The organism is bacterium SCSIO 12643, from assembly GCA_024398135.1.
In the GTDB taxonomy this organism is placed as follows: domain Bacteria; phylum Bacteroidota; class Bacteroidia; order Flavobacteriales_G; family Salibacteraceae; genus CAJXZP01.
The window spans coordinates 2,966,727-2,987,228 of record CP073750.1 but is presented as its reverse complement, the minus strand read 5'-3'; the positions used below and the strand labels follow the sequence as shown (position 1 = coordinate 2,987,228).

Annotated in this window: 15 protein-coding genes and 1 other RNA gene; 10 read left to right on the top strand and 6 right to left on the bottom strand. The window is 37.8% G+C overall.

Annotated features, from left to right (window positions below; genetic code table 11):
* Positions 1–161 precede the first annotated feature (161 nt).
* Positions 162–1,406 (top strand): aminotransferase class I/II-fold pyridoxal phosphate-dependent enzyme, encoded by a 1,245-nt coding sequence (locus tag KFE94_13165; protein ID UTW65597.1) that lies wholly within the window; start codon positions 162–164, stop codon positions 1,404–1,406.
* 92 nt (positions 1,407–1,498) lie between these two features.
* Here KFE94_13165 and rnpB read toward each other — a convergent pair.
* An RNA gene (gene rnpB, locus KFE94_13160) (RNase P RNA component class A) lies at positions 1,499–1,857 on the bottom strand.
* Between the two features lie 115 nt (positions 1,858–1,972).
* On the opposite strand from rnpB, the gene KFE94_13155 reads away from it, so the two are divergent.
* On the top strand, positions 1,973–3,862 hold the full coding sequence (locus tag KFE94_13155) for a Na+:solute symporter (GenBank protein UTW65596.1): 1,890 nt from the start codon (positions 1,973–1,975) through the stop codon (positions 3,860–3,862).
* Between the two features lie 3 nt (positions 3,863–3,865).
* On the opposite strand, the gene KFE94_13150 is transcribed toward KFE94_13155, so the two are convergent.
* Together KFE94_13150 and KFE94_13145 are read right to left on the bottom strand one after the other, a co-directional pair.
* Positions 3,866–5,443, bottom strand: a complete 1,578-nt coding sequence (locus KFE94_13150; GenBank protein UTW65595.1) for a glycerol-3-phosphate dehydrogenase/oxidase — start codon at positions 5,441–5,443, stop codon at positions 3,866–3,868.
* Between the two features lie 3 nt (positions 5,444–5,446).
* Positions 5,447–5,917, bottom strand: coding sequence for a DUF4442 domain-containing protein (locus KFE94_13145; protein ID UTW65594.1), 471 nt, complete (start codon positions 5,915–5,917; stop codon positions 5,447–5,449).
* A 180-nt stretch (positions 5,918–6,097) separates the two neighbouring features.
* On the opposite strand from KFE94_13145, the gene KFE94_13140 reads away from it, so the two are divergent.
* On the top strand, positions 6,098–8,329 hold the full coding sequence (locus KFE94_13140) for a S46 family peptidase (GenBank protein UTW65593.1): 2,232 nt from the start codon (positions 6,098–6,100) through the stop codon (positions 8,327–8,329).
* A gap of 69 nt (positions 8,330–8,398) precedes the next feature.
* Here KFE94_13140 and KFE94_13135 read toward each other — a convergent pair whose 3' ends face one another.
* The gene (locus KFE94_13135) at positions 8,399–9,754 is read right to left on the bottom strand and encodes a peptidoglycan synthetase (GenBank protein ID UTW65592.1); all 1,356 of its coding nucleotides are present in this window, start codon (positions 9,752–9,754) and stop codon (positions 8,399–8,401) included.
* Between the two features lie 144 nt (positions 9,755–9,898).
* Entirely contained in the window at positions 9,899–11,062 is a 1,164-nt protein-coding gene (egtB, locus tag KFE94_13130; GenBank protein ID UTW65591.1) for an ergothioneine biosynthesis protein EgtB, read from the bottom strand.
* Between the two features lie 304 nt (positions 11,063–11,366).
* Here egtB and KFE94_13125 point away from each other — a divergent pair, with 304 nt between their 5' ends.
* From KFE94_13125 to KFE94_13100, 6 genes are all read left to right on the top strand, one after another.
* Complete coding sequence (locus KFE94_13125; GenBank protein ID UTW65590.1) at positions 11,367–11,816, top strand: MarR family transcriptional regulator; 450 nt, start codon at positions 11,367–11,369, stop codon at positions 11,814–11,816.
* A gap of 38 nt (positions 11,817–11,854) precedes the next feature.
* Complete coding sequence (locus KFE94_13120; protein ID UTW65589.1) at positions 11,855–14,236, top strand: 3-hydroxyacyl-CoA dehydrogenase/enoyl-CoA hydratase family protein; 2,382 nt, start codon at positions 11,855–11,857, stop codon at positions 14,234–14,236.
* A gap of 10 nt (positions 14,237–14,246) precedes the next feature.
* Positions 14,247–15,422 carry an acetyl-CoA C-acyltransferase gene (locus KFE94_13115; protein ID UTW65588.1) on the top strand — a complete coding sequence of 392 codons (1,176 nt, stop codon included), beginning with the start codon at positions 14,247–14,249 and terminating at the stop codon, positions 15,420–15,422.
* A 42-nt stretch (positions 15,423–15,464) separates the two neighbouring features.
* A complete protein-coding gene (locus tag KFE94_13110) occupies positions 15,465–17,258 on the top strand; it encodes an acyl-CoA dehydrogenase family protein (GenBank protein ID UTW65587.1) in 1,794 nt (597 codons plus the stop codon).
* Between the two features lie 157 nt (positions 17,259–17,415).
* Positions 17,416–17,781, top strand: coding sequence for a hypothetical protein (locus KFE94_13105; GenBank protein ID UTW65586.1), 366 nt, complete (start codon positions 17,416–17,418; stop codon positions 17,779–17,781).
* Between the two features lie 297 nt (positions 17,782–18,078).
* Positions 18,079–18,927, top strand: a complete 849-nt coding sequence (locus tag KFE94_13100; GenBank protein ID UTW65585.1) for an HNH endonuclease — start codon at positions 18,079–18,081, stop codon at positions 18,925–18,927.
* 11 nt (positions 18,928–18,938) lie between these two features.
* Here the strand turns inward: KFE94_13100 and KFE94_13095 are convergent, their stop codons facing one another.
* Positions 18,939–19,508, bottom strand: coding sequence for a T9SS type A sorting domain-containing protein (locus KFE94_13095; GenBank protein ID UTW65584.1), 570 nt, complete (start codon positions 19,506–19,508; stop codon positions 18,939–18,941).
* A gap of 265 nt (positions 19,509–19,773) precedes the next feature.
* Between KFE94_13095 and KFE94_13090 the strand changes: the two genes are divergently transcribed.
* Positions 19,774–20,322 carry a Crp/Fnr family transcriptional regulator gene (locus tag KFE94_13090; protein ID UTW65583.1) on the top strand — a complete coding sequence of 183 codons (549 nt, stop codon included), beginning with the start codon at positions 19,774–19,776 and terminating at the stop codon, positions 20,320–20,322.
* Positions 20,323–20,502 lie beyond the last annotated feature (180 nt).

The window sequence follows — 20,502 nt, the reverse complement described above, 5'->3', positions numbered from 1 at the left end:
TAATTTAACTTAATTCGGAGGTTTAATCATAATAAATTAACAGTCAATGCCTAATAAACTAATATATATCATCTATATGTGAAGTTGCTAGTTCTTCAATATATTATAGTTTTGCCGCGGTTATTATAATAACCATCTATAAAAGAAAATTAATTTTCGATATGGTCGATATATTTGATAAAGTAAGGGGTAATAATGGACCGTTAGGTCAATACTCGAAATTTGGTCATGGATATTTCTTCTTCCCAAAGTTAGAAGGTGAGATTTCAAACAAAATGACCTTTAGGGGAAAAGAGGTGTTGGTTTGGAGTTTAAATAACTATTTAGGCTTGGCGAATCATCCTGAGATTAGAAAAGTAGATGCTGAAGCGGGTGTACAATATGGACTAGGAAACCCAATGGGTTCAAGAATGATGTCTGGTAACACTGCAATGCACGAAGAATTAGAAGAGCAACTTGCGGATTATGTAGGAAAAGAATCTGCGATTCTATTGAACTATGGATACCAGGGAATGGCTTCCGCTATTGATGCTTTAGTAGATCGTAACGATGTTATCGTTTATGACTCTGAGTCTCACGCTTGTATTATGGACGGTATGCGTATGCATATGGGAAAACGTTTTGTTTTCGCACACAACAACATTGAGCAATTAGACACTATGTTGGCTCGTGCTTCTAAAATTACTGCAAAAACTGGTGGTGGTATTCTTGTACTTACTGAAGGTGTTTTCGGTATGGCAGGTGATCAAGGTAAATTAAAAGAAATCGTTGCGCTTAAAGAAAAACATAGCTTCCGTTTATTTGTGGATGACGCACATGGTATCGGTACAATGGGTCCTGAAGGACGTGGTACCGGATATGAGCAAGGTGTCCAGGATGGAATCGATGTGTATTTCGGAACCTTCGCAAAATCTTTCGCTTTGATTGGTGGATTTATTGGTGCTGATGAAGATGTAATCAGATACTTAAACTACACTATGCGTTCTCAGATTTATGCAAAATCATTGCCTTACCCAATCGTTGCTGGTGCGATGAAGAGATTGGAAATGATGAAAACGCAACCTGAGCACAAAGCAAAACTTTGGGAAATTGCAACGGCACTTCAAGAAGGACTACGTGCTGAAGGATTTGACTTAGGGGTAACGAACTCTCCGGTAACTCCAGTATTTATGGATGGTGGAGTACCAATGGCAACTAAATTAGTTGTAGACTTAAGAGAAAACTACGGTATCTTCTGTTCAATCGTAGTATATCCGGTTGTTCCAAAAGGAACATTGATGTTGAGATTAATTCCAACAGCAATGCACACATTAGAAGACGTTCAATATACTATTGATACATTCAAAATCATCAAACAAAAACTAGCGCAAGGAGAATATGCTGGTGATGATTTCGTAGCGCAATAGTTAGAATATTATTTTGAAAAAAGGGGAAGCAGTTTGCTTCCCCTTTTTTGTACCCTAAAATGGAAAAGGAGTCATCCGTAGACAACTCCTTTATGTAATGCAAATCTATAAGCCGGATTCTGTAATAGCTTATCATTTATCTAGCCCCGCAATCACTCACGGGATCAAGCAGTCCACCCTCTCCGTTCGGACGAGTCGCCCTCAAACCGAAGTTTATTTGACCTTTCATCGCCTGAGGTTTACCCAGCTACACTTGTCGCCAAATGTACTGGTGGGCTCTTACCCCACCCTTTCACCTTTTCCCCTTTGTTTCCAATGAGGTAGTTTACTCTCTGCTGCACTTGCTGTCATCAATTGAATTGACGCCTTCCAGTTAGGAAGCAGGCTACTCTGTGATGTCCGGACTTTCCTCACTTTCATTAAATGAAACCGCGATAAGCCGATTTGCACCGCAAAGTTAGTTTTTTAAGTCCATCTTGAATTAACAATTCAGGCTGAATATAAATTGATCCACACCACTCTATTCTCCATTTGAAATAAACTATTCTTGTATAAAGCTATTTTTTATGGAATTATCTTCTTTAGACTGGATCATCATTGTAGGATTTTTAATCCTTTCACTTGTCATTGGTATTCGGCTAAAAGGTAAAGCCGAAGGGAGTTTGGCCAATTTCTTTTTGGGCGGCCGAAATCTACCCTGGTATATTGCAGGGATCAGTATGGTGGCCACCACATTTGCTGCCGATACGCCATTGGCTGTTTCTGAACTGGTAGCGCAAGGCGGGATTTCCAAAAACTGGCTTTGGTGGAGTTTTTTGGCTGGAGGAATGTTAACCACATTCTTCTTTGCACGTTATTGGAGACGTGCCAATATCCTAACCGAATTAGAACTTATTGATATCAGATATAGCGGTAAGGAAGCCAAAATACTACGTGGTTTTAAATCCGTATATCTGGGTATATTTATGAATAGTATGGTGATTGCGTGGGTAAATCTCGCTTTAAACACCTTACTGGTTACATTCTTTAATATTCCGGAAGGTCAGGTGTTTTATTACACCTTTGGTGCAATGGCTATTGCAGTCACTTATTCTTCGCTTTCAGGATTATTAGGAGTTGCCATTACGGATACTGTCCAGTTTATTATCGCCATGACCGGAACCTTAATATTAAGTGTTCTAGTATTAAACGCCTCTGAAGTTGGCGGAATGCAAACACTCACAGAAAAATTGCCTGAATTTTACTTTGATTTTTTCCCTTCTTTAAATGAAAGTGTCTCCAATAATGTGCATGTATTTTCCTTAAGTATTGGCGCTTTTCTGGCATTTGTAGGTGTACAATGGTGGGCTAGTTGGTATCCGGGATCAGAACCTGGTGGGGGTGGATACATCGCCCAAAGAATGATGGCCGTTAAAACCGAAAAAGATTCATTGAAAGCTACGCTCTTCTTTCAAGTAGCGCATTATGTTTTACGTCCCTGGCCATGGATTATTGTAGCGTTGGCGGCCATATCACTTTATGCTCCGGAATATGCTATTTCAGATCAGGAAATCTCGGCACAGATTTACAAAATGAAAGAATCGGGAGCAACTCTTCAAGAAGTATTACAAACATTTCAAAATACCACTCCGGAAATCGAACGGGCCATCAACTATGCATATAATCAGAGACTGGGTTATGTGTATGCCATGCAGGACTTCTTACCAAATGGATTAAAAGGACTTTTATTGGTGGCTTTCCTTGCCGCTTATTTAAGCACCATCTCCACACAACTGAACATGGGAGCCAGTTTTATTGTAAACGATTTATACCTTCCTTTCTTTTCTAAAAAGGAAATAGACAACAAACAGATTATCACCATATCCCGTTTGGCTACGGTGTTCTTAATGATCATAGGAATTATTGTCACTACTCAAATCAATAGTATATCCGGGGTATGGGAATTTATTATGGAAGCTGGTGCAGGTTTAGGAGCTGTACTCATTATCCGATGGTATTGGTGGCGAATTAATGCCTGGAGTGAAATTGTGGGTATGATTGCCCCATTCATTGGATTTGCTATTGGACATTGGATATTGACGCCAGCCATGGGACCTGAATTTGTAACGCATAAAGGTACTTTTTACTTTACGGTATTGTTTACCACGATTTCATGGATTATTGCCACGATGAGTACACCTCCTGTTGCATCTGAAAAACTGATCCAATTTATTGATCAAATTCAACCAGATGGTTGGTGGACTCCCGTATATCAACAAGCTGGACAAGAGGCTCCTCCCTCCAATTTGAAAATGCTATTCGGATTATGGTTCAGCGCTGTCACGATGACCTATTCCTTTTTGTTTGCGGTAGGAAAATGGATTTTCGGTCAATACACTTCTGCAGGTATCTGGACTTTAATTGGCTTCGCAGGATTATTTAGCCTCTCGTATTTGATGAAAAAGATGAAGTGGTAAAACTTACTTTTCTAAAATGTAATTCTGAGCCAATTGGGTAAACTCCTTGACTTGTTCTAATTCCCATTGTTCATCATAATTCAACTCGTCAGCCATTAATTTGGCCACAATTGGAGCCATATGAATACTGGCTTTAGCATTTAAAAACAATGCGCGGGTTCTTCTTGCTAAAATATCTTCCACCGTACGTGCCATTTCATTTCTCACAGACCAAATGACCTCGGCTTTGGTATAAGGTAAATCTGAATGAATGGGTTCTGATAGTTCAGGTTGCTTTTGGATCAATTCCTGAATATAGGGTAAATCCGAACCGTAAATATGCCAATGGACATCAAAATCCAAACCGTATGCAGCACCATGAATCGTTAAATTCTCAGTCGTACTCATTCGTTTGGTACCTCCTAATATTAATCCCACTTTATTGATCACATCTTCTCCCATTTGACGGTAAGTGGTCCACTTTCCTCCAATAACTGTAATCAGTCCTGATAATGAAACCAGCACTTTATGGTTTCTTGAAATCTCCTTGGTTTCGGTTTCTTCTCCATCATTTGAAGGTACTGCCGCCAATGGTCTAAGTCCGGCAAAAACGCTCAACACATCTTCTCTTTTGGGATGACGTACCAAAAAGTGTTTGGCCATCCCTAAAATAAAATCCACCTCTTCTTCCGTAGCCATCGGTTCAATTTGAGGCTCAGACTTTGGAATATCCGTGGTTCCCAGAATCACTTTATCATGCCAGGGTACCGCAAACAAAACACGTCCATCTGATGTTTTAGGAATCATTATCGCATAATCATTAAGTAAAAAATCACGCTCGATCACTAAATGTACTCCCTGACTGGGCATGACCATTGGTTGATGATCTTCATCATCCATTGTTAAGATTTCATCGACAAAAACACCAGTGGCATTGACTACTGATTTGGCCTTAATCTGATACTCTTTTCCAGTTTCTCCATCTATTGCCGTCACTCCTTCCATGAGTCCTTCATCAGACTTTATTAAACCGGACACCCGACAATAATTAATAACCGTTCCGCCTAAATCATGAACGGTCTGTGCCAGATTTACAGCTAATCTGGAATCATCAAATTGTCCGTCATGATAGATCACCCCACCATATAAATCCTCTTCAATCAAATTGGGAATGTAATCCATCACCTCCTCTTTAGAAATATGCGTAGACGGCCCTAATCCAAGATCACCAGCCATTTTATCATACATCTTCAGACCCAATGTATAAAATGTACCTCCCCACCATCTGTAATTCGGGATAATGAACTCTCTGTTTTCAAATAAATGAGGCGCATTGTTTTTCAGCAATCCTCTTTCACGTAATGCTTCCAACACCAATGAAATATCTCCCTGCGCCAAATACCTTACTCCTCCATGTACCAACTTGGTACTTCGCGAAGAAGTCCCTTTGGCAAAATCGTATTGTTCTAATAAAAGTGTAGAATAACCTCTACAAGCTGCGTCTACAGCAGCACCTAAACCCGAAGCACCTCCGCCAATAATCACCACATCCCAAATGTGATCAGCATCGGCCAATTTTGAAATCCCAGTTGCTCTATTCATATGCTATTTGGCCTTAACCGATAATCCTAAATCAAATTCCGCCACTACCTCCTGATTCTTTCCGTAGTTGATGATCGCCTGAATCTTGATGGGTTCCGTTACACGTTCTTTATTTTTTAGGGTTTCATTAATCATTTGTTCAATTTGCTTTCCTGCTTCAGATACAAAATAGACATCACTTTCAGGTCTCTTTAAGAATTCAGCATGGAAGTTTTTAAACACAATTGACATTTTCGTTTTCCGCTTATCCGCTACATAAAATGCCTGAAATGCACCAGCCAAATCCGCACCGATAGCTAAAGCCCCAAAATACATCGAGTCCAGGTGATTTCGGGTTCTCCTTCTTAAAGGGATTTTGATCACCATACTTTCATCAGACAACTCAATTAATCTGGGTCTTACAAAACCTATTAACGGAATCTTGAAAATGCTAAACAGCCACAACATCCACCTGGCTCTTCTCAAATCTTTCATAGACTAATTTTCTTAAATAAAATTATATCAAGGGTAAAGATGAATAATATTGTGCAGAACACCCAGTGCAATACATTTTTATTTATTGCCCTTCATCAAATCTCTCTTCCATACACATAAAAATCATCAAATAATCGACATTTTTTAGTTACCCTTGCAATCAGAATAAAAACTATTAAAATGAAAAAAGGAATTATTATAGTATTCGCATTCTTGATGGCCATGCCATTTGGTGTAAAAGCTGATGAAGGAATGTGGTTACCTATGTTTATCGGCAGATTGAATTATGCTGATATGCAAAAAGAAGGATTAAAGTTAACAGCTGAGGAAATTTACAGTATCAATCACAGTAGTTTGAAAGATGCGATTGTAATGTTAAGTGGTGGAAGTTGTACTGCTGAGATCATTTCTAAAGAAGGTTTAACGTTAACCAATCACCACTGTGCATTTGGAGCGATTCAAAGTAACTCTTCTCCTGAGCACGATTACTTAACTGATGGATTTTGGGCGTATAGCAAAGATCAGGAGCTACAAGCACAAGGAATGACTGCTTCTTTCTTAGAAAGAATGGAAGATGTTTCTGAAATCATCAACAGTCAATTAAACGAAAAAATGACTGAAGAAGAGCGTCAGGGAATAATTTCTCACTTAGCAGATTCAATCGAAAATGTAGCGAAAGAAGAAGGTAAATTTGATGCTAATGTAAAGTCTTTCTACGAAGGAAATGAATTCTACCTTTTTGTTTACACTACTTATAAAGATGTTCGTTTGGTAGGTGCACCTCCATCATCAGTAGGTAAATATGGTGGTGATACAGATAACTGGATGTGGCCTCGTCACACAGGTGATTTCTCTGTATTGAGAATTTACACTGGTCAAGATGGAAAACCTGCAGGTTATTCTAAAAACAATATTCCATTAAAGCCTAAGCATAGCTTACCTATTTCATTACAAGGTGTAAAAGCAAATGATTATGCTATGATCATGGGATATCCTGGAAGTACGGATAGATACTTAACTTCATGGGGAGTAAAACAAGCGGTAGATACAGATCAACCTGCGCGTGTAAAAATTCGTGATAAGAAATTAGATATCTACAAAAAACATATGGATCAAAGCGATGCAACCAGAATTAAATATGCTTCTAAATATGCACGTGTATCTAACTACTGGAAATACTTCATTGGACAAACCAAACAATTGAAGAAAAACCATGTTTTCGAGAAAAAACAAGAAATTGAAAAGTCTTATTCTGATTGGGTAAATGCTTCGGATAGCAGAAAAGCAGAATACGGTGAAGCTTTATCTTTAATCGAAAAAGGTTACGAAAAACAAAAACCTTATGTTTTATCAGCAACTTATTTCTACGAAGCTGTTGTAGGTTCTGAGATTCTATTATTCTCTTACCGTGCAAATGGGCTTCAGAAAGCTTTAGCTATGGGCGAACCTGATCCAAAGAAAGTGGATAAACTCATTCAAGGATTGAAAGGTAGAAGTGCTAAGCATTTTAAAGATTACGATATGGCTACAGATAAAGAAGTTACTGCTGCCATGTTAGAAATGTACTACAACGATCTTCCAAAAGATCAACAACCTCAATACTTCTTAGACTTAGTTAAGAAAAACAAAGGAGACTTTACTAAATTGACCGAAGGTTTATTCGAAAATTCAATCTTCGCTTCTGAAGAAAAAATGAATGAGTTCTTTGTAAGCTCTAAGCAATTGAAAACTTTAGAGAAAGATCCTGCAAGAAAATTAATGGGTTCTTTATATGCAAAATACCGTGAAATCATGGGTGGAGAGTATAAAGAAAGTTTCGATCTTTTAGACAAAGGAAATCGTCTATTTGTAAAAGGATTGAGAGAAATGAATCCAAATAAAAAATACGCTCCGAACGCCAACTCTACTATGAGGTTGACTTATGGACAAGTATTACCATACGCGCCATATGATGCGGTGTCTTATGATTTTAAATCTACTTTAAAAGGTGTGATGGAGAAAAAGGATAATTCAAATCCTGAGTTTGTTGTTCCTCAAAAATTAGTAGATTTATACAACGACAAAAACTATGGTCAGTATGCCAATCCGGATGGTACTATGCCAGTGTGTTTCTTGACTAACAATGATATTACAGGTGGTAACTCCGGTTCTCCGGTAATCAACGCAAAAGGGCAATTAATTGGTTGCGCATTTGATGGTAACTGGGAAGCAATGAGTGGTGACATTTATTTCGAACCAAACATTCAAAGAACGATTGTTGTGGATATCCGTTACGTATTATTCATCATGGATAAATATGCCGGTGCGAAAAACTTAATTGAAGAAATGGATTTAGTTCTTCCTGAAGAGGCAAAGCTTAAAGCAGAACAACAACCAGCTTCATTAAACGTAGATCAAAATGTAGTTCACTAAGAACTAAAAAATTAAGCAATAAAAAAGGCCTCGAAAATTCGAGGCCTTTTTTATTGCTTTAAACTTTTTCTAAATCAATTCCTGAGCATAAGAATCAACATGAATTCCTCCATAATTGCCAGAACTCATAAATAGTAGGTTTTTATTCTTCCAGTTCGTGGCCTCTAAATATTCTTTAAGCTTTTCCGTGGTATTAATAATAATCAGATCCTCCTTACCAAAAGCTTCCTTAACCTGAGGAATGGTTAATTCCGGCAGCTTTTTATGTTTTGCCGTTTCCGGTAAATAAAACAACACGGCATAATCTGGGGTATCAAACGAGCCTCTATATTCTTTTAGGAACTCCGGATTAAAACTACTGAATGTATGTAATTCCATTACGGCCACCAATTCTCTTTCCGGCCATTGCGCTTTTACCGCAGATGAAGTCGCTTTTAATTTGGAAGGTGAATGTGCAAAATCTTTATAGATTACCGTATTTTCATTTTCGGCAATCGTCTCTAATCTTTTAGCCGCACCACCAAAATTCGCGATGGCCTCATAGAACATTTCATCCGTAATATCCAATTGATTTAAAACCAATCGTGCCCCATTCATGTTTTGTAGATTGTGAATTCCAAATACATTTAAATCCACTTTGTTCCCGTCAACCAGTAATGAGGTCTTCCCTCCTGCCACTTCATGTTCAGGAGTGTCATATCCAAAAGTTTGAACTCCTCCTGAGATTCCTCCAACAATATTTTTAATCTCAGAATCTCCTTCAAAATAGACCAATGCGCCATTCGGTTCAATGGTTTTTACAAAATCCGAGAATTGAGACACATAATTTTCAAAAGTTGGAAATACATTGATATGATCCCAGGCAATTCCTGAAATCAAAGCAATCTGCGGTTTGTACCAAATAAATTTAGGTCTGCGGTCTATAGGTGATGATAAATACTCATCCCCTTCTAAAATGATAATCGGAGCTTGTTTAGTCAACTTCACCATTCGGTCAAAGCCTTCCAGTTGCGCCCCTACCATGTAATCAAAATCCAGATTATAATAATTCAGCACATGTAAGATCATAGAAGTAATCGTAGTCTTTCCATGACTTCCGGCAATCACTACGCGCTTTTTATCTACCGATTGATTGTATATAAATTCCGGATAAGAGTATACCGAAAGTCCTAATTCTTGTGCTTTTAACAATTCAGGATTATCCGCTCGCGCATGCATTCCCAAAATCACTGCATCGATGTCTTCGGTTATTTTTTCAGGATACCATCCAAAAGCCTCCGGTAAAATTCCAGCTTGTTTTAACCTACCTTTTGATGGTTCAAAAACCTCATCATCACTCCCGGTTACATGATAACCTTTATCATGCATGGCCAAAGCCAAATTATGCATAGCACTTCCGCCAATCGCAATAAAATGAATCCTCATATTGATCTCTTATATTAAGTTCACTTAACGGTAAATTTGATTACCATTTCAAAGTCCAACTTAATACGAGATCACGATCTAATTAGAAGAAAAAACAATTTCTTTTAAACAGATCTATGTTATTGTCTAAAGTTCCAGTTCAGGCTATTTCGCAAGGCGAATTCCTGTAAATTGAGATTGTCCTTCCGCATGCCAGAAATTACGGTATGTATAGCGACTATGATTCGGGCTCGTTGCTACAGATGCACCTCTTAAAACCATTTGGTTGATCATAAACTTCCCGTTATACTCTCCAATAGCCCCTTCTGCTTTTTTATAATTTGGATAGGCTAAATAAGCACTATTCGTCCATTCCCAACGATGACCCCACTCCATTTTTTGACTGGCAATTTCCCATTCAAACTCCGTTGGCAAACGCATTCCTTTCCAATGTGCATATGCCCAGGCTTCATAATAACTGATGTGGGTTACTGCACGTTTGGGATCAATTTCCTCTAAACCGGTTAAGGTAAACTCGAACCAACCTCCATTGATATGTCGCCAATACAACGGGCTATCAATTTCGTTTTCCTGTAGCCATTTCCAGCCTTCATCATGCCATAGATTAAAATCTTCATAACCTCCTGCTTCAATAAATTCTAAATATTCTGCATTGGTTACCAAACGATCTGAAATTTCAAAGTCATGCAGGAATACCTTATGTACCCCCAACTCATTATCAAAACAAAAATCATCCGATTTATGCCCAATTTCATAGACGCCCTCAGATATAGAAATAAACTCCATATCGTCTTTCTCTATTTCATTGTCGATTGGATTCACCGAAGCATATACCGGAAAAATCGGACTCACGCCTAGGATGTATTTTAAATCGGTCCAAAGTAATTCCTGATGTTGCTGCTCATGTTGCAAACCCAATTCAATGATCGGGCGCCAATACTCAAACTTATCCGGGGTCATATTATCAATAAACAACACCATCTGATCATTGACATGCGAACGGTATTCCATGATCTCATCCACACCCGGACGTGTAATATCTCCCCTTTTATTTCGAGACACACGTTTACCTATATTGTTATAATAGGAATTGAATAGAAAGCTATACTGTTCGTCAAAAAGGTCATATTCTTCCACCGTGTTCAAAACGAATGTTTCAAAAAACCATGTGGTATGTGCCAAATGCCATTTGGGCGGACTCACATCTTCAATAGGTTGTGCCACATAATCCTCTACCTGTAGCGGCTGACAAATCTCCACCGTATGGAGACGTATATTCATAAATCTTTCTATGAGTGCATTTTTCATATTCGTGGTTTAAATGTTATTGTCAAAAATAATTTCCTCTTCTTGCCCAAATTGGTAGAAATATGACCATTATGTGAAATTTCTGATAATAAACTTGGTATAAGTAGATAAATCACTATTTTTGTTATGCAAGCATACTATAAAACTCCTCTTTATTATTATTTCAGTTGCTTGACATCCAAATTTAATGAATTATTAATGATGAGGCAGATGCGGAATAAAAAAATGTTTTTTCTTTATGAGCTTAAGAAAAACACAGGATTTTTTTCCTTATTTAATTTATTGAGCAACAAATAATAAACAAATGAAATCAAGCGAAACTTTTGACTTTCACATCCGATGGGCATGGTACAAAATATCCAGACTTTACAATTCAATTGCCCAGGAACATGGAGTGAATATGTCTGTAGGGTATGCACTAATCAAAATTGATCCGGAACATGGAACTCCCTCCACGAAATTGGGACCGCTTATGGGCATGGAATCACGTAGTTTAACACGTACGCTTAAAGCTATGGAAGAGGACAATTTAATTAAGCGTGTACCGGACCAAAAAGACAAACGTGTGATTCGTATTGTTTTGACAGATTACGGAATTACACAAAGAGATATTGCAAAGAAAGTGGTGATTGATTTCAATACCATTATCTACAATAAACTGACGGAAGATGAAAAGGAAAACTTCTTCTCATCTATCGGTAAGATCAATGAAGTTCTCGAAAGCGAACTTTTTAAGAAAAGAAAGAAAAACTAACTAAGAGCCCCTCGGGGTTCATCTATTAATTGAACTAAATGAAAAGAGCCATTAGAAAAGTTGCGGTCCTGGGATCCGGAGTGATGGGTTCTGCCATTGCGGCCCATTTTGCCAACATTGGTTGCAAAGTCTTACTATTAGACATTGTACCCGATGAAGCCAAAGACTCAAAAAACAAATCGGAAAGAAACGCGATTGTTGATGCCCATTTAAAAGCTTCGATCAAATCAAAGCCTGCTCCTTTGTACAGCAAAAAATTTGCAAGTAGAATTGAGACCGGGAATTTTGATGATGATATGCCTAAAATCAAAGATTATGATTGGGTTATTGAGGTGGTCATCGAAAGACTAGACATCAAGAAAATCATTTTTGAACAAGTTGAGAAATATCGTACTCCGGGAACATTGATCACTTCAAATACTTCTGGTATTCCAATTCATTTAATGTTAGATGGACGCAGTGATGACTTTAAAGCACATTTCTGTGGCACACACTTTTTCAATCCTCCTAGATATCTAAAACTACTGGAAATTATCCCGACACCACATACCCAACCAGAGGTAGTAGACTTCTTAATGGGATATGGTAAAAAAATATTAGGTAAAACCACCGTACTTTGTAAGGATACCCCTGCATTTATTGCCAATAGAATTGGAGTATTTGCTATCATGGCACTGTTCCACTCGGTTAAAGATTTAGACTTATCTGTGGATGAAGTAGATAAATTGACCGGTCCGGTATTGGGTCGTCCAAAATCTGCAACATTTAGAACTGCGGATGTTGTGGGTCTGGATACTCTGGTACTAGTGGCCAATGGCCTGAAAGAGAATACTCCTAATGATGAAGCCAACGCATTGTTCACTTTACCGGATTATGTAGGTAAAATGATCGATAACAAATGGCTGGGAAGTAAAACCAAACAAGGTTTCTATAAAAAAGTAAAAGATGAAAATGGCAAAAGTCAGATCTTGTCATTGAATCTGAAAACATTAGAATATGAACCCAAACAACGTGTGAAATTTCCGACATTGGAAATGACCAAAACCATCACCGATTTAGCAGAAAGAATGCCGGTGTTGTTTAATGGGAAAGACAAGGCCGGAGAATTTTATAGAAGCATTTTCACAAGTTTGTTTGCATACGTAACGCATAGAATTCCTGAAATCAGTGATGAAGTATTCCGAATGGATGATGCATTACGTGCAGGATTCGGATGGCAACAAGGTCCATTTGAAGCATGGGACGCCATTGGGTTTGAAGCCGGGTTACGTGCTTTGGAAAAAGCCGATAAAAAACCAGCCGATTGGATTTACGAAATGAAAGAAGCCGGATTCACTGCTTTTTATAAAGTGGAAAACGGTAAACGATTCTATTATGATATTCCAAGCAAATCTTACGTACTCGTTCCGGGTCAGGAAGACACTTTAAGTCTGGCATTGCTCCGAGAAGAAAATACACTTTGGAAAAACAGAGAAGCTTCCATTATTGATTTGGGAGATGGTGTGATCAATTTAGAGTTCCATTCTAAAATGAATACCATTGGTGGCGAAGTTATTGCCGGGATCAATAAAGCCATTGATATGGCCGAAGCAGATTATGATGCATTGGTGATCTCTAACGAAGGAGAAAACTTCTCAGCCGGAGCCAATGTAGGAATGATCTTTATGATGGCGGTAGAGCAAGAATATGATGAATTGGATTTTGCCATCAGAAGTTTCCAAAATACGGTGATGCGAATTCGCTACTCCTCTATTCCTGTCGTGGTTGCTCCGCATGGAATGGCGCTGGGTGGTGGTTGCGAAATCAGCATGCATGCCGATAAAGTCATTGCACATGCCGAAACCTATATTGGGTTGGTAGAATTTGGAGTAGGTCTCATCCCTGGAGGTGGCGGTTCTAAGGAATTCGTACTTCGTATGAGCGATGAACTTAAAGAAGGTGACATCCGTACCAACCAATTCAGAAATCGTTTCTTAACCATTGGCCAGGCCAAAGTGGCGACTTCAGCATACGAAGGTTTTGAATTGGGTTACCTCAGAGAAGGTATTGACGAAGTAATTGTGAGTCGCGATTACCATTTAGCTTACGCGAAACAAGCGGCTAAGTTAATGGCTGAAAAAGGATACACACAACCTACCCAAAGAACCGATATCAAAGTCTACGGGCAAGAAGCTTTGGGACTGGTATACTCCGGAGCCAACTCTATGCTCAGCGGAAATTACATGTCAGAACATGACGAACTAATTTCCATCAAACTGGGAACCGTACTCGCTGGTGGTGATTTATCTGAAACCACAGAAGTTTCCGAACAATATTTACTCGACTTAGAAAGAAGAGCCTTTTTAGAGCTTTGTACCGAACGCAAGACGTTAGAGCGAATTCAAAGCATTGTGACAAAAGGAAAAATTCTAAGAAACTAAAAAGATTATCATGGACGCATATATAGTAGCAGCAAAAAGATCAGCAGTTGGAAAGTCCGGTAAAGGCATGTTTAGATTTACCCGTCCGGATGATCTTTCCGCTCAAGTGATAAAAGGACTTCTAAAAGAAGTGCCGAACCTCGATGTCAACCGTATTGATGATGTCATCGTAGGAAATGCCACTCCTGAGGCAGAACAAGGATTAAACATCGGTAGGATGATCTCATTATTGAGTTTAGACACCGAAAAAGTTCCGGGCATGACCGTAAATCGTTATTGTTCGTCAGGATTACAAACCATTGCTTTAGGTGCGCAACAAATCCACGCGGGTATGGCCGATTGTATCATTGCCGGTGGTGTGGAAACCATGTCCCCTATTCCATTTGGGGGCTGGAGATTGACTCCTAACGCCAAAATTTCTAAAGAGAATCCGACCTGGTATTGGGGAATGGGATTAACGGCTGAGGCAGTAGCGCAACAATTTAAAGTGACGCGTGAAGCACAGGATGAATTTGCCTACCATTCACAAATGAAAGCGGCTAAAGCCATCGAAACCGGTCGTTTTAAATCGGGCATTATTCCGATTGATGTGGAGCAGGTGTATTTGGACGAAGCGGGTAAAAGACAAGTTCGCAATTATGTCGCAGACACCGATGAAGGCGTTCGTGCCTCTACAACCATTGAGGGCTTATCCAAACTCCGTCCGGTATTTGACGCCAAAGGAACGGTAACTGCAGGTAATGCGAGTCAAACCTCAGATGGTGCTGCATTTGTGATCCTGATGTCTGAAAAAATGGTCAAAGAATTGGATGTGACTCCAATTGCGAGATTGGCTTCTTATGGTGTGGTAGGTGTCGAACCTAGAATCATGGGAATTGGTCCGGTAGATGCGATTCCAAAAGCTGCAAAAATGTCCGGACTTCAAGTCAATGATATAGAGCAATTTGAGCTCAACGAAGCATTTGCTTCACAATCTTTAGCTGTGATTCGTGAAACCGGAATCAACCCGGATATCGTAAATGTAAATGGAGGCGCCATTGCATTGGGTCACCCGCTGGGATGTACCGGTGCAAAATTGACGGTTCAAATCATTGAAGAAATGAAATTACGCCAGCAGAAATATGGTATGGTCACCATGTGCGTGGGAACTGGTCAAGGTGCGGCCGGAGTTATTGAAATGTTGTAAACCCAAACAACATGCATTATTAATCATTAAAGAAACTTAGAAATGTCAGAAGAGAAAAAAGAAGCGTTAAAAGGAGGCGAATTCCTGATTAAAGATACAGATGCCATGGACATCTTCATTCCGGAAGAGTTTGGGGAAGAACAAATCATGATTGGACAAATGTGTTCCGATTTTTTAGATCAGGAAGTGATTCCGGTGATTGAAAGAATTGACAATGCGGAAGAAGGTTTGATGCCTTCATTATTGGAGAAAGCCGGAGAAATGGGCATGTTAGGTATTTCAGTACCGGAAGAATTGGGTGGATTCAACAAAAACTTTGTGACGTCCATGCTTTCTACTGAAAAACTGGGTGCCGGATATTCATTCTCCGTGGCGCTCTCTGCACATACGGGAATTGGCACTTTACCTATCCTCTATTACGGAACAGAGGAACAAAAAAACACATACATTCCTAAAATGGTAAGTGGCGAATGGAAAGCGGCTTATTGTTTAACGGAACCGGGATCCGGATCGGATGCCAACTCCGGAAAAACCAAAGCGGTTTTAAGCGAAGATGGTAAACACTGGATCTTAAATGGTCAAAAGATGTGGATCACCAATGGTGGATTCGCGGATATTTTTACCGTATTTGCCAAAGTAGATGACGATGAAAACCTGAGTGCTTTTATCGTAGATGCACATGCTGAAGGCGTGAGCTTAAATCCGGAAGAAAAGAAAATGGGAATCAAAGGGTCCTCTACCCGTCAGGTATTCTTTAATGATGTGAAAGTTCCGGTAGAAAATATGCTGGGCGAAAGACAAATCGGATTTAAAATTGCATTGAACATCCTGAATATTGGTCGTATGAAATTGGCTGGTGCGGTATTAGGAGGCGCGAAAGAAACCATCAATCAGGCCGTGAATTATGCCAATGAACGGAACCAGTTTGGTCGCCCTATTTCAAAGTACGGTGCGATTAAATACAAACTGGCTAAAATGGCGATTAAATCTTACGCTTCTGAAGCTGCAGTATATCGTGCATCACAAAACATTGATGACCGTATCGCTTATTTAGCAGATGAAGGCATGGAAAAATCTCAAGCGACTTTAAAAGGAATTGAGGCTTATGCCATTGAGTGTGCCATCATGAAAGTACATGGTTCTGAAGTATTGGATTATGTGGTCGATGAAGCAGTTCAGATTTATGGTGGAATGGGTTATTCTGCGGAATCTCCTGTGGAACGTGCTTTTAGAGATGCACGAATCAACAGAATCTTTGAGGGCACCAACGAGATCAACCGTATGTTGACCGTGGATATGATGTTGAAAAAAGCCATGAAAGGAACTTTAGACCTCATGGGACCTGCGCAAAAAGTAGCGGGTGAATTGATGTCTATTCCTGATTTTGGTTCAGGTGACGAAACAGATTTTGAAAAACTACATAAGTATGTAAAGAACTTCAAAAAAGCCGTATTGATGGTAGCGGGTTCTGCCGCACAAACATTGATGATGTCATTGGCCAAAGAACAAGAAATCCTAATGGCCATTTCAGATATGTTGATTGAAACATATGTTTCAGAATCGGTATTACTACGTGTAGAAAAACTCCACCGTATGAATGGGGAGTCGGAAATGAATACATTGAAACTCAATGTAGCCAAAGCGTATATCTACGAAGCAGCAGATAAAATCAATGTACTGGGTAAAGAAGCTTTATTGAGTTTTGCCGAAGGTGATGAACTCCGTATCATGTTGATGGGACTCAAACGTTTCACCAAACAAGATCCGGTAAACGTTAAAGATTTAAGAAGATCTATCGCAGAGAAAATGATTGCAGAGAACAAGTATTTCTTATAGAAAATTATCCCTGTTACGATGTAAAAGCACAACTCCGGTTGTGCTTTTTTTGTTTAAGGTAGTTTATCGAGATAAAATATTTTAGTTTTATCAATAGAACAAAAAGTTTCAATAACTTAAACTCATCTTATTTTGATTCTTATTTAACTTATTAAACATGGAAGAATATCACCAATACTTAAAATATGTTTCAATAATAGGTCCAGTAATAGTATTTTTAATTGGACTATTTAAATGGATAGATCAAAGAAATCGTGAAATTGAAAACCGATTATATCAAGCTTTTCATCAAACGATCTGTAGAGCTTCAGGAAAAGATGAAGAAGGTAGAATAATTACAATGCTTCAACAAGTTGCTTCCATTTATCAACTACAAAGATTTAAGCAATACTCTTTTGCTGCTATTCCAGTTTTAGAATTAATGAAGTTTGAAAATACAAAGAATCAAGAATTTAATACAGATGATAGAAACAAATACTTAATTAAAGCTATTGATGAAACAATCAATCATTTGAAAAACTAAGAATCGTTAAACCCTTTAAAATATATTCTTAAAATCATAAGAATTTAATCTCAAAAATCACCAGCACCATAAACAAAACCTTACTATCAATATTCATTATTTGTTAATCATGATTTATAAAAATGATATATGTACGTAAAAACCATCGATGATTTAAAGGGGCAAATAGTTCTTATTGATCCGTATATCCATAAAAAAACGAAGCTAAGTAAGCCTAATTTTTTGGAACAGATTAAACATGTCAAATACCTAAGGACCACTTACAACTCTAGATATATATCCTTTTATATAACCTCGTTGGATGAGTATAATAATTTAATCAGATTTCACAATCTAGTTAATCAAGGAAAATTTGAATTTGAACATCGACATGTGTTTGCCGTATCAATTCAACCCAAATTGTATAACTGGTTTAAAACAAATGAACTGCTAAAAATCCAAAAGCAAATTAGTTGCTGGTTATCGGCTCTCTATTATTTTAATTTTGACAAAAGAGAAATATTAAAGAATCAATTATACAAACCACTATTTGAAGAAGTTACGCACATTATTAATATACATTTCAACGATTTCCCTCTACCAAATTTCAACCAACATTATAATAATTATAACTCTTATACAATTGAAGAAATTAAGGCGTGTGAGAAAAAATATATTCAAGTTTGCAAGGACTTTTATGATGATATCCCTCCAGTTTTTTTAAACTCTCCGTTCGATTATGAGCTCAAAAAAGATTGGGGAACTAACACAAATTACGGCTTTGATTTTATTGAAGCCTACCTCAGTGAAAGTGATTGGAAGCGAATAATAAATGGCAAGAGTAAAGATGATATGAATCGCGCTGAGAGCCTTGATGATTTATGGATTAAGTGGAAACATGTTTTCACCACATTTGACCAAAGGAAAAATTTTGTTTATAGCTTCTACTTTGATATTAATAGCTTAAAAACAAAAAGAGATCATATCCCCCAGAAAACAAAAGATTCTGTCTGGAGACGTGATGATGGAAAATGTACTCAATGTTCAAGCAGACTAAGACTCGAATATGATCATATAATACCCATTTCTAAAGGTGGAACTTCAACATATAGAAACCTCCAGTTACTATGTGAATCTTGCAATCGTAAGAAAAGTAATAATATTTAAAACTCAGATTCTCAATTACCAATCATTTCCAAAACATTAATTTTAAACTCTTCCCTTTCGAAATCATAATACCTCACCACATAAACCCCACTCGGGACATTCTCAAAATCAAAATATCCTTGAGAACTATTTACTTCTTGAATTAGTTGTCCCCTTAAATCTAATACCTGAATCGTTGTATTTTCTTTTATGTCTTCAAAATAGACTCTTCCGGTTGTAGGGTTAGGATAAAATACAGCCTCATCATTTAGAGAGTTTTCCTTAACCGAGAGAAGCGTATCCGTTTTAGCGAATCTAAAATTTGCTTTTTGATTGTACTTAAACTCTAAGGTTAGAATATAACTACCGTTCAGGAAATTGGTCACATCATATTTAATCGTATGATTACCTGCATATAATACTGAATCCGCACACAGCGTATCTTTCAAAGGAGTTGCCAAACTATAACTGCTAATAGATACAGAATCATTCATATTTAATTCCAAATAAATTGACAAAGTATCCTTAACAGGATTGGGTTGTACCAAAATGCTATCTACACTTTGACTTTTCCCGGATATGCTCACCCCTGATAAGAGCAATACACAAATAAGCAGTTTTAAATTTTGTTTTATAGTAAGTAGGTGCATTTTATACTACAGGATTCTATTATATAAGTCTGATTATTGTTTCAAATATACACAAACGTTTCAAAAAGAAATAAAAATTTAAAAGGAAACAAATATTTAATTTAAAATAAAAAAGTTAATTTATTTTAAAGCTGTATGACCAGGGTAATCGCCAATTATTTTGAATAGCTACATTTGAGACCCACCATCAAATCTCTCCAATAGATAGAATGTATTTATGAAAAAATTTCTGGCTAACTATATAGATTTTACAGACGCGGAATATGAATCCTTTATAGCTATGGCTAAAGTCAAAGAATTCAAAAGGAATGAATATTTACTCCGCGCAGACCGACCGGTACAAAAACTGTTTTTTGTGCAATCGGGTTTTATGCGTGGTTATCGGGTTCAGGAAGGTATAGATATTACCCATCATTTTTATTTAGACCAGTGGTTTGCTACCGATTATGAAAGTTATCTCTCCGGTAATTCCGGTGAATTATATATTCAGGCGGTAACTGATACCGTGGTGTATGAGTTTCACAAAACCACCTTACATGATTTCTTTAAAACCCATGAGAAATTTGAAAAAATCAGATACATTCAGGCGGAAGATGCGTATCTCCAAATGGTAAGAAGATTACAGAATTTTCAAACCATGGAACTCAAAGAACGTTATCTGGAACTCATCAATAGAAACCCTGAATTATTTCAACTTGTTCCTCAAAAGCACATCGCATCTTATCTCGGTGTGGCTCCTCAAAGTTTAAGCCGAATAAAAAACTAATCGGTTCACAGATGTCTATATGTGTAAGACTGGATGGCACCAAACATCCGCTTTCCTAGTCGATCATGGATACCGATAAAATCTTGCAATGGATTTTGGAGTTGTTGGAAGAATAAAATTCTATTTAATCATGAAATAGATTTTTTTACGTTACCTATTGAGCATAAATCTCTGATTAAA

What these genes read in the sequence shown, in the direction of transcription:
- KFE94_13165 (UTW65597.1), top strand. Translation starts at nt 162, where the DNA reads ATGGTCGATATATTTGATAAAGTAAGGGGTAATAATGGACCGTTAGGT.
- KFE94_13155 (UTW65596.1), top strand. Translation starts at nt 1,973, where the DNA reads ATGGAATTATCTTCTTTAGACTGGATCATCATTGTAGGATTTTTAATC.
- KFE94_13150 (UTW65595.1), bottom strand. Translation starts at nt 5,443, where the DNA reads ATGAATAGAGCAACTGGGATTTCAAAATTGGCCGATGCTGATCACATT.
- KFE94_13145 (UTW65594.1), bottom strand. Translation starts at nt 5,917, where the DNA reads ATGAAAGATTTGAGAAGAGCCAGGTGGATGTTGTGGCTGTTTAGCATT.
- KFE94_13140 (UTW65593.1), top strand. Translation starts at nt 6,098, where the DNA reads ATGAAAAAAGGAATTATTATAGTATTCGCATTCTTGATGGCCATGCCA.
- KFE94_13135 (UTW65592.1), bottom strand. Translation starts at nt 9,754, where the DNA reads ATGAGGATTCATTTTATTGCGATTGGCGGAAGTGCTATGCATAATTTG.
- egtB (UTW65591.1), bottom strand. Translation starts at nt 11,062, where the DNA reads ATGAAAAATGCACTCATAGAAAGATTTATGAATATACGTCTCCATACG.
- KFE94_13125 (UTW65590.1), top strand. Translation starts at nt 11,367, where the DNA reads ATGAAATCAAGCGAAACTTTTGACTTTCACATCCGATGGGCATGGTAC.
- KFE94_13120 (UTW65589.1), top strand. Translation starts at nt 11,855, where the DNA reads ATGAAAAGAGCCATTAGAAAAGTTGCGGTCCTGGGATCCGGAGTGATG.
- KFE94_13115 (UTW65588.1), top strand. Translation starts at nt 14,247, where the DNA reads ATGGACGCATATATAGTAGCAGCAAAAAGATCAGCAGTTGGAAAGTCC.
- KFE94_13110 (UTW65587.1), top strand. Translation starts at nt 15,465, where the DNA reads ATGTCAGAAGAGAAAAAAGAAGCGTTAAAAGGAGGCGAATTCCTGATT.
- KFE94_13105 (UTW65586.1), top strand. Translation starts at nt 17,416, where the DNA reads ATGGAAGAATATCACCAATACTTAAAATATGTTTCAATAATAGGTCCA.
- KFE94_13090 (UTW65583.1), top strand. Translation starts at nt 19,774, where the DNA reads ATGAAAAAATTTCTGGCTAACTATATAGATTTTACAGACGCGGAATAT.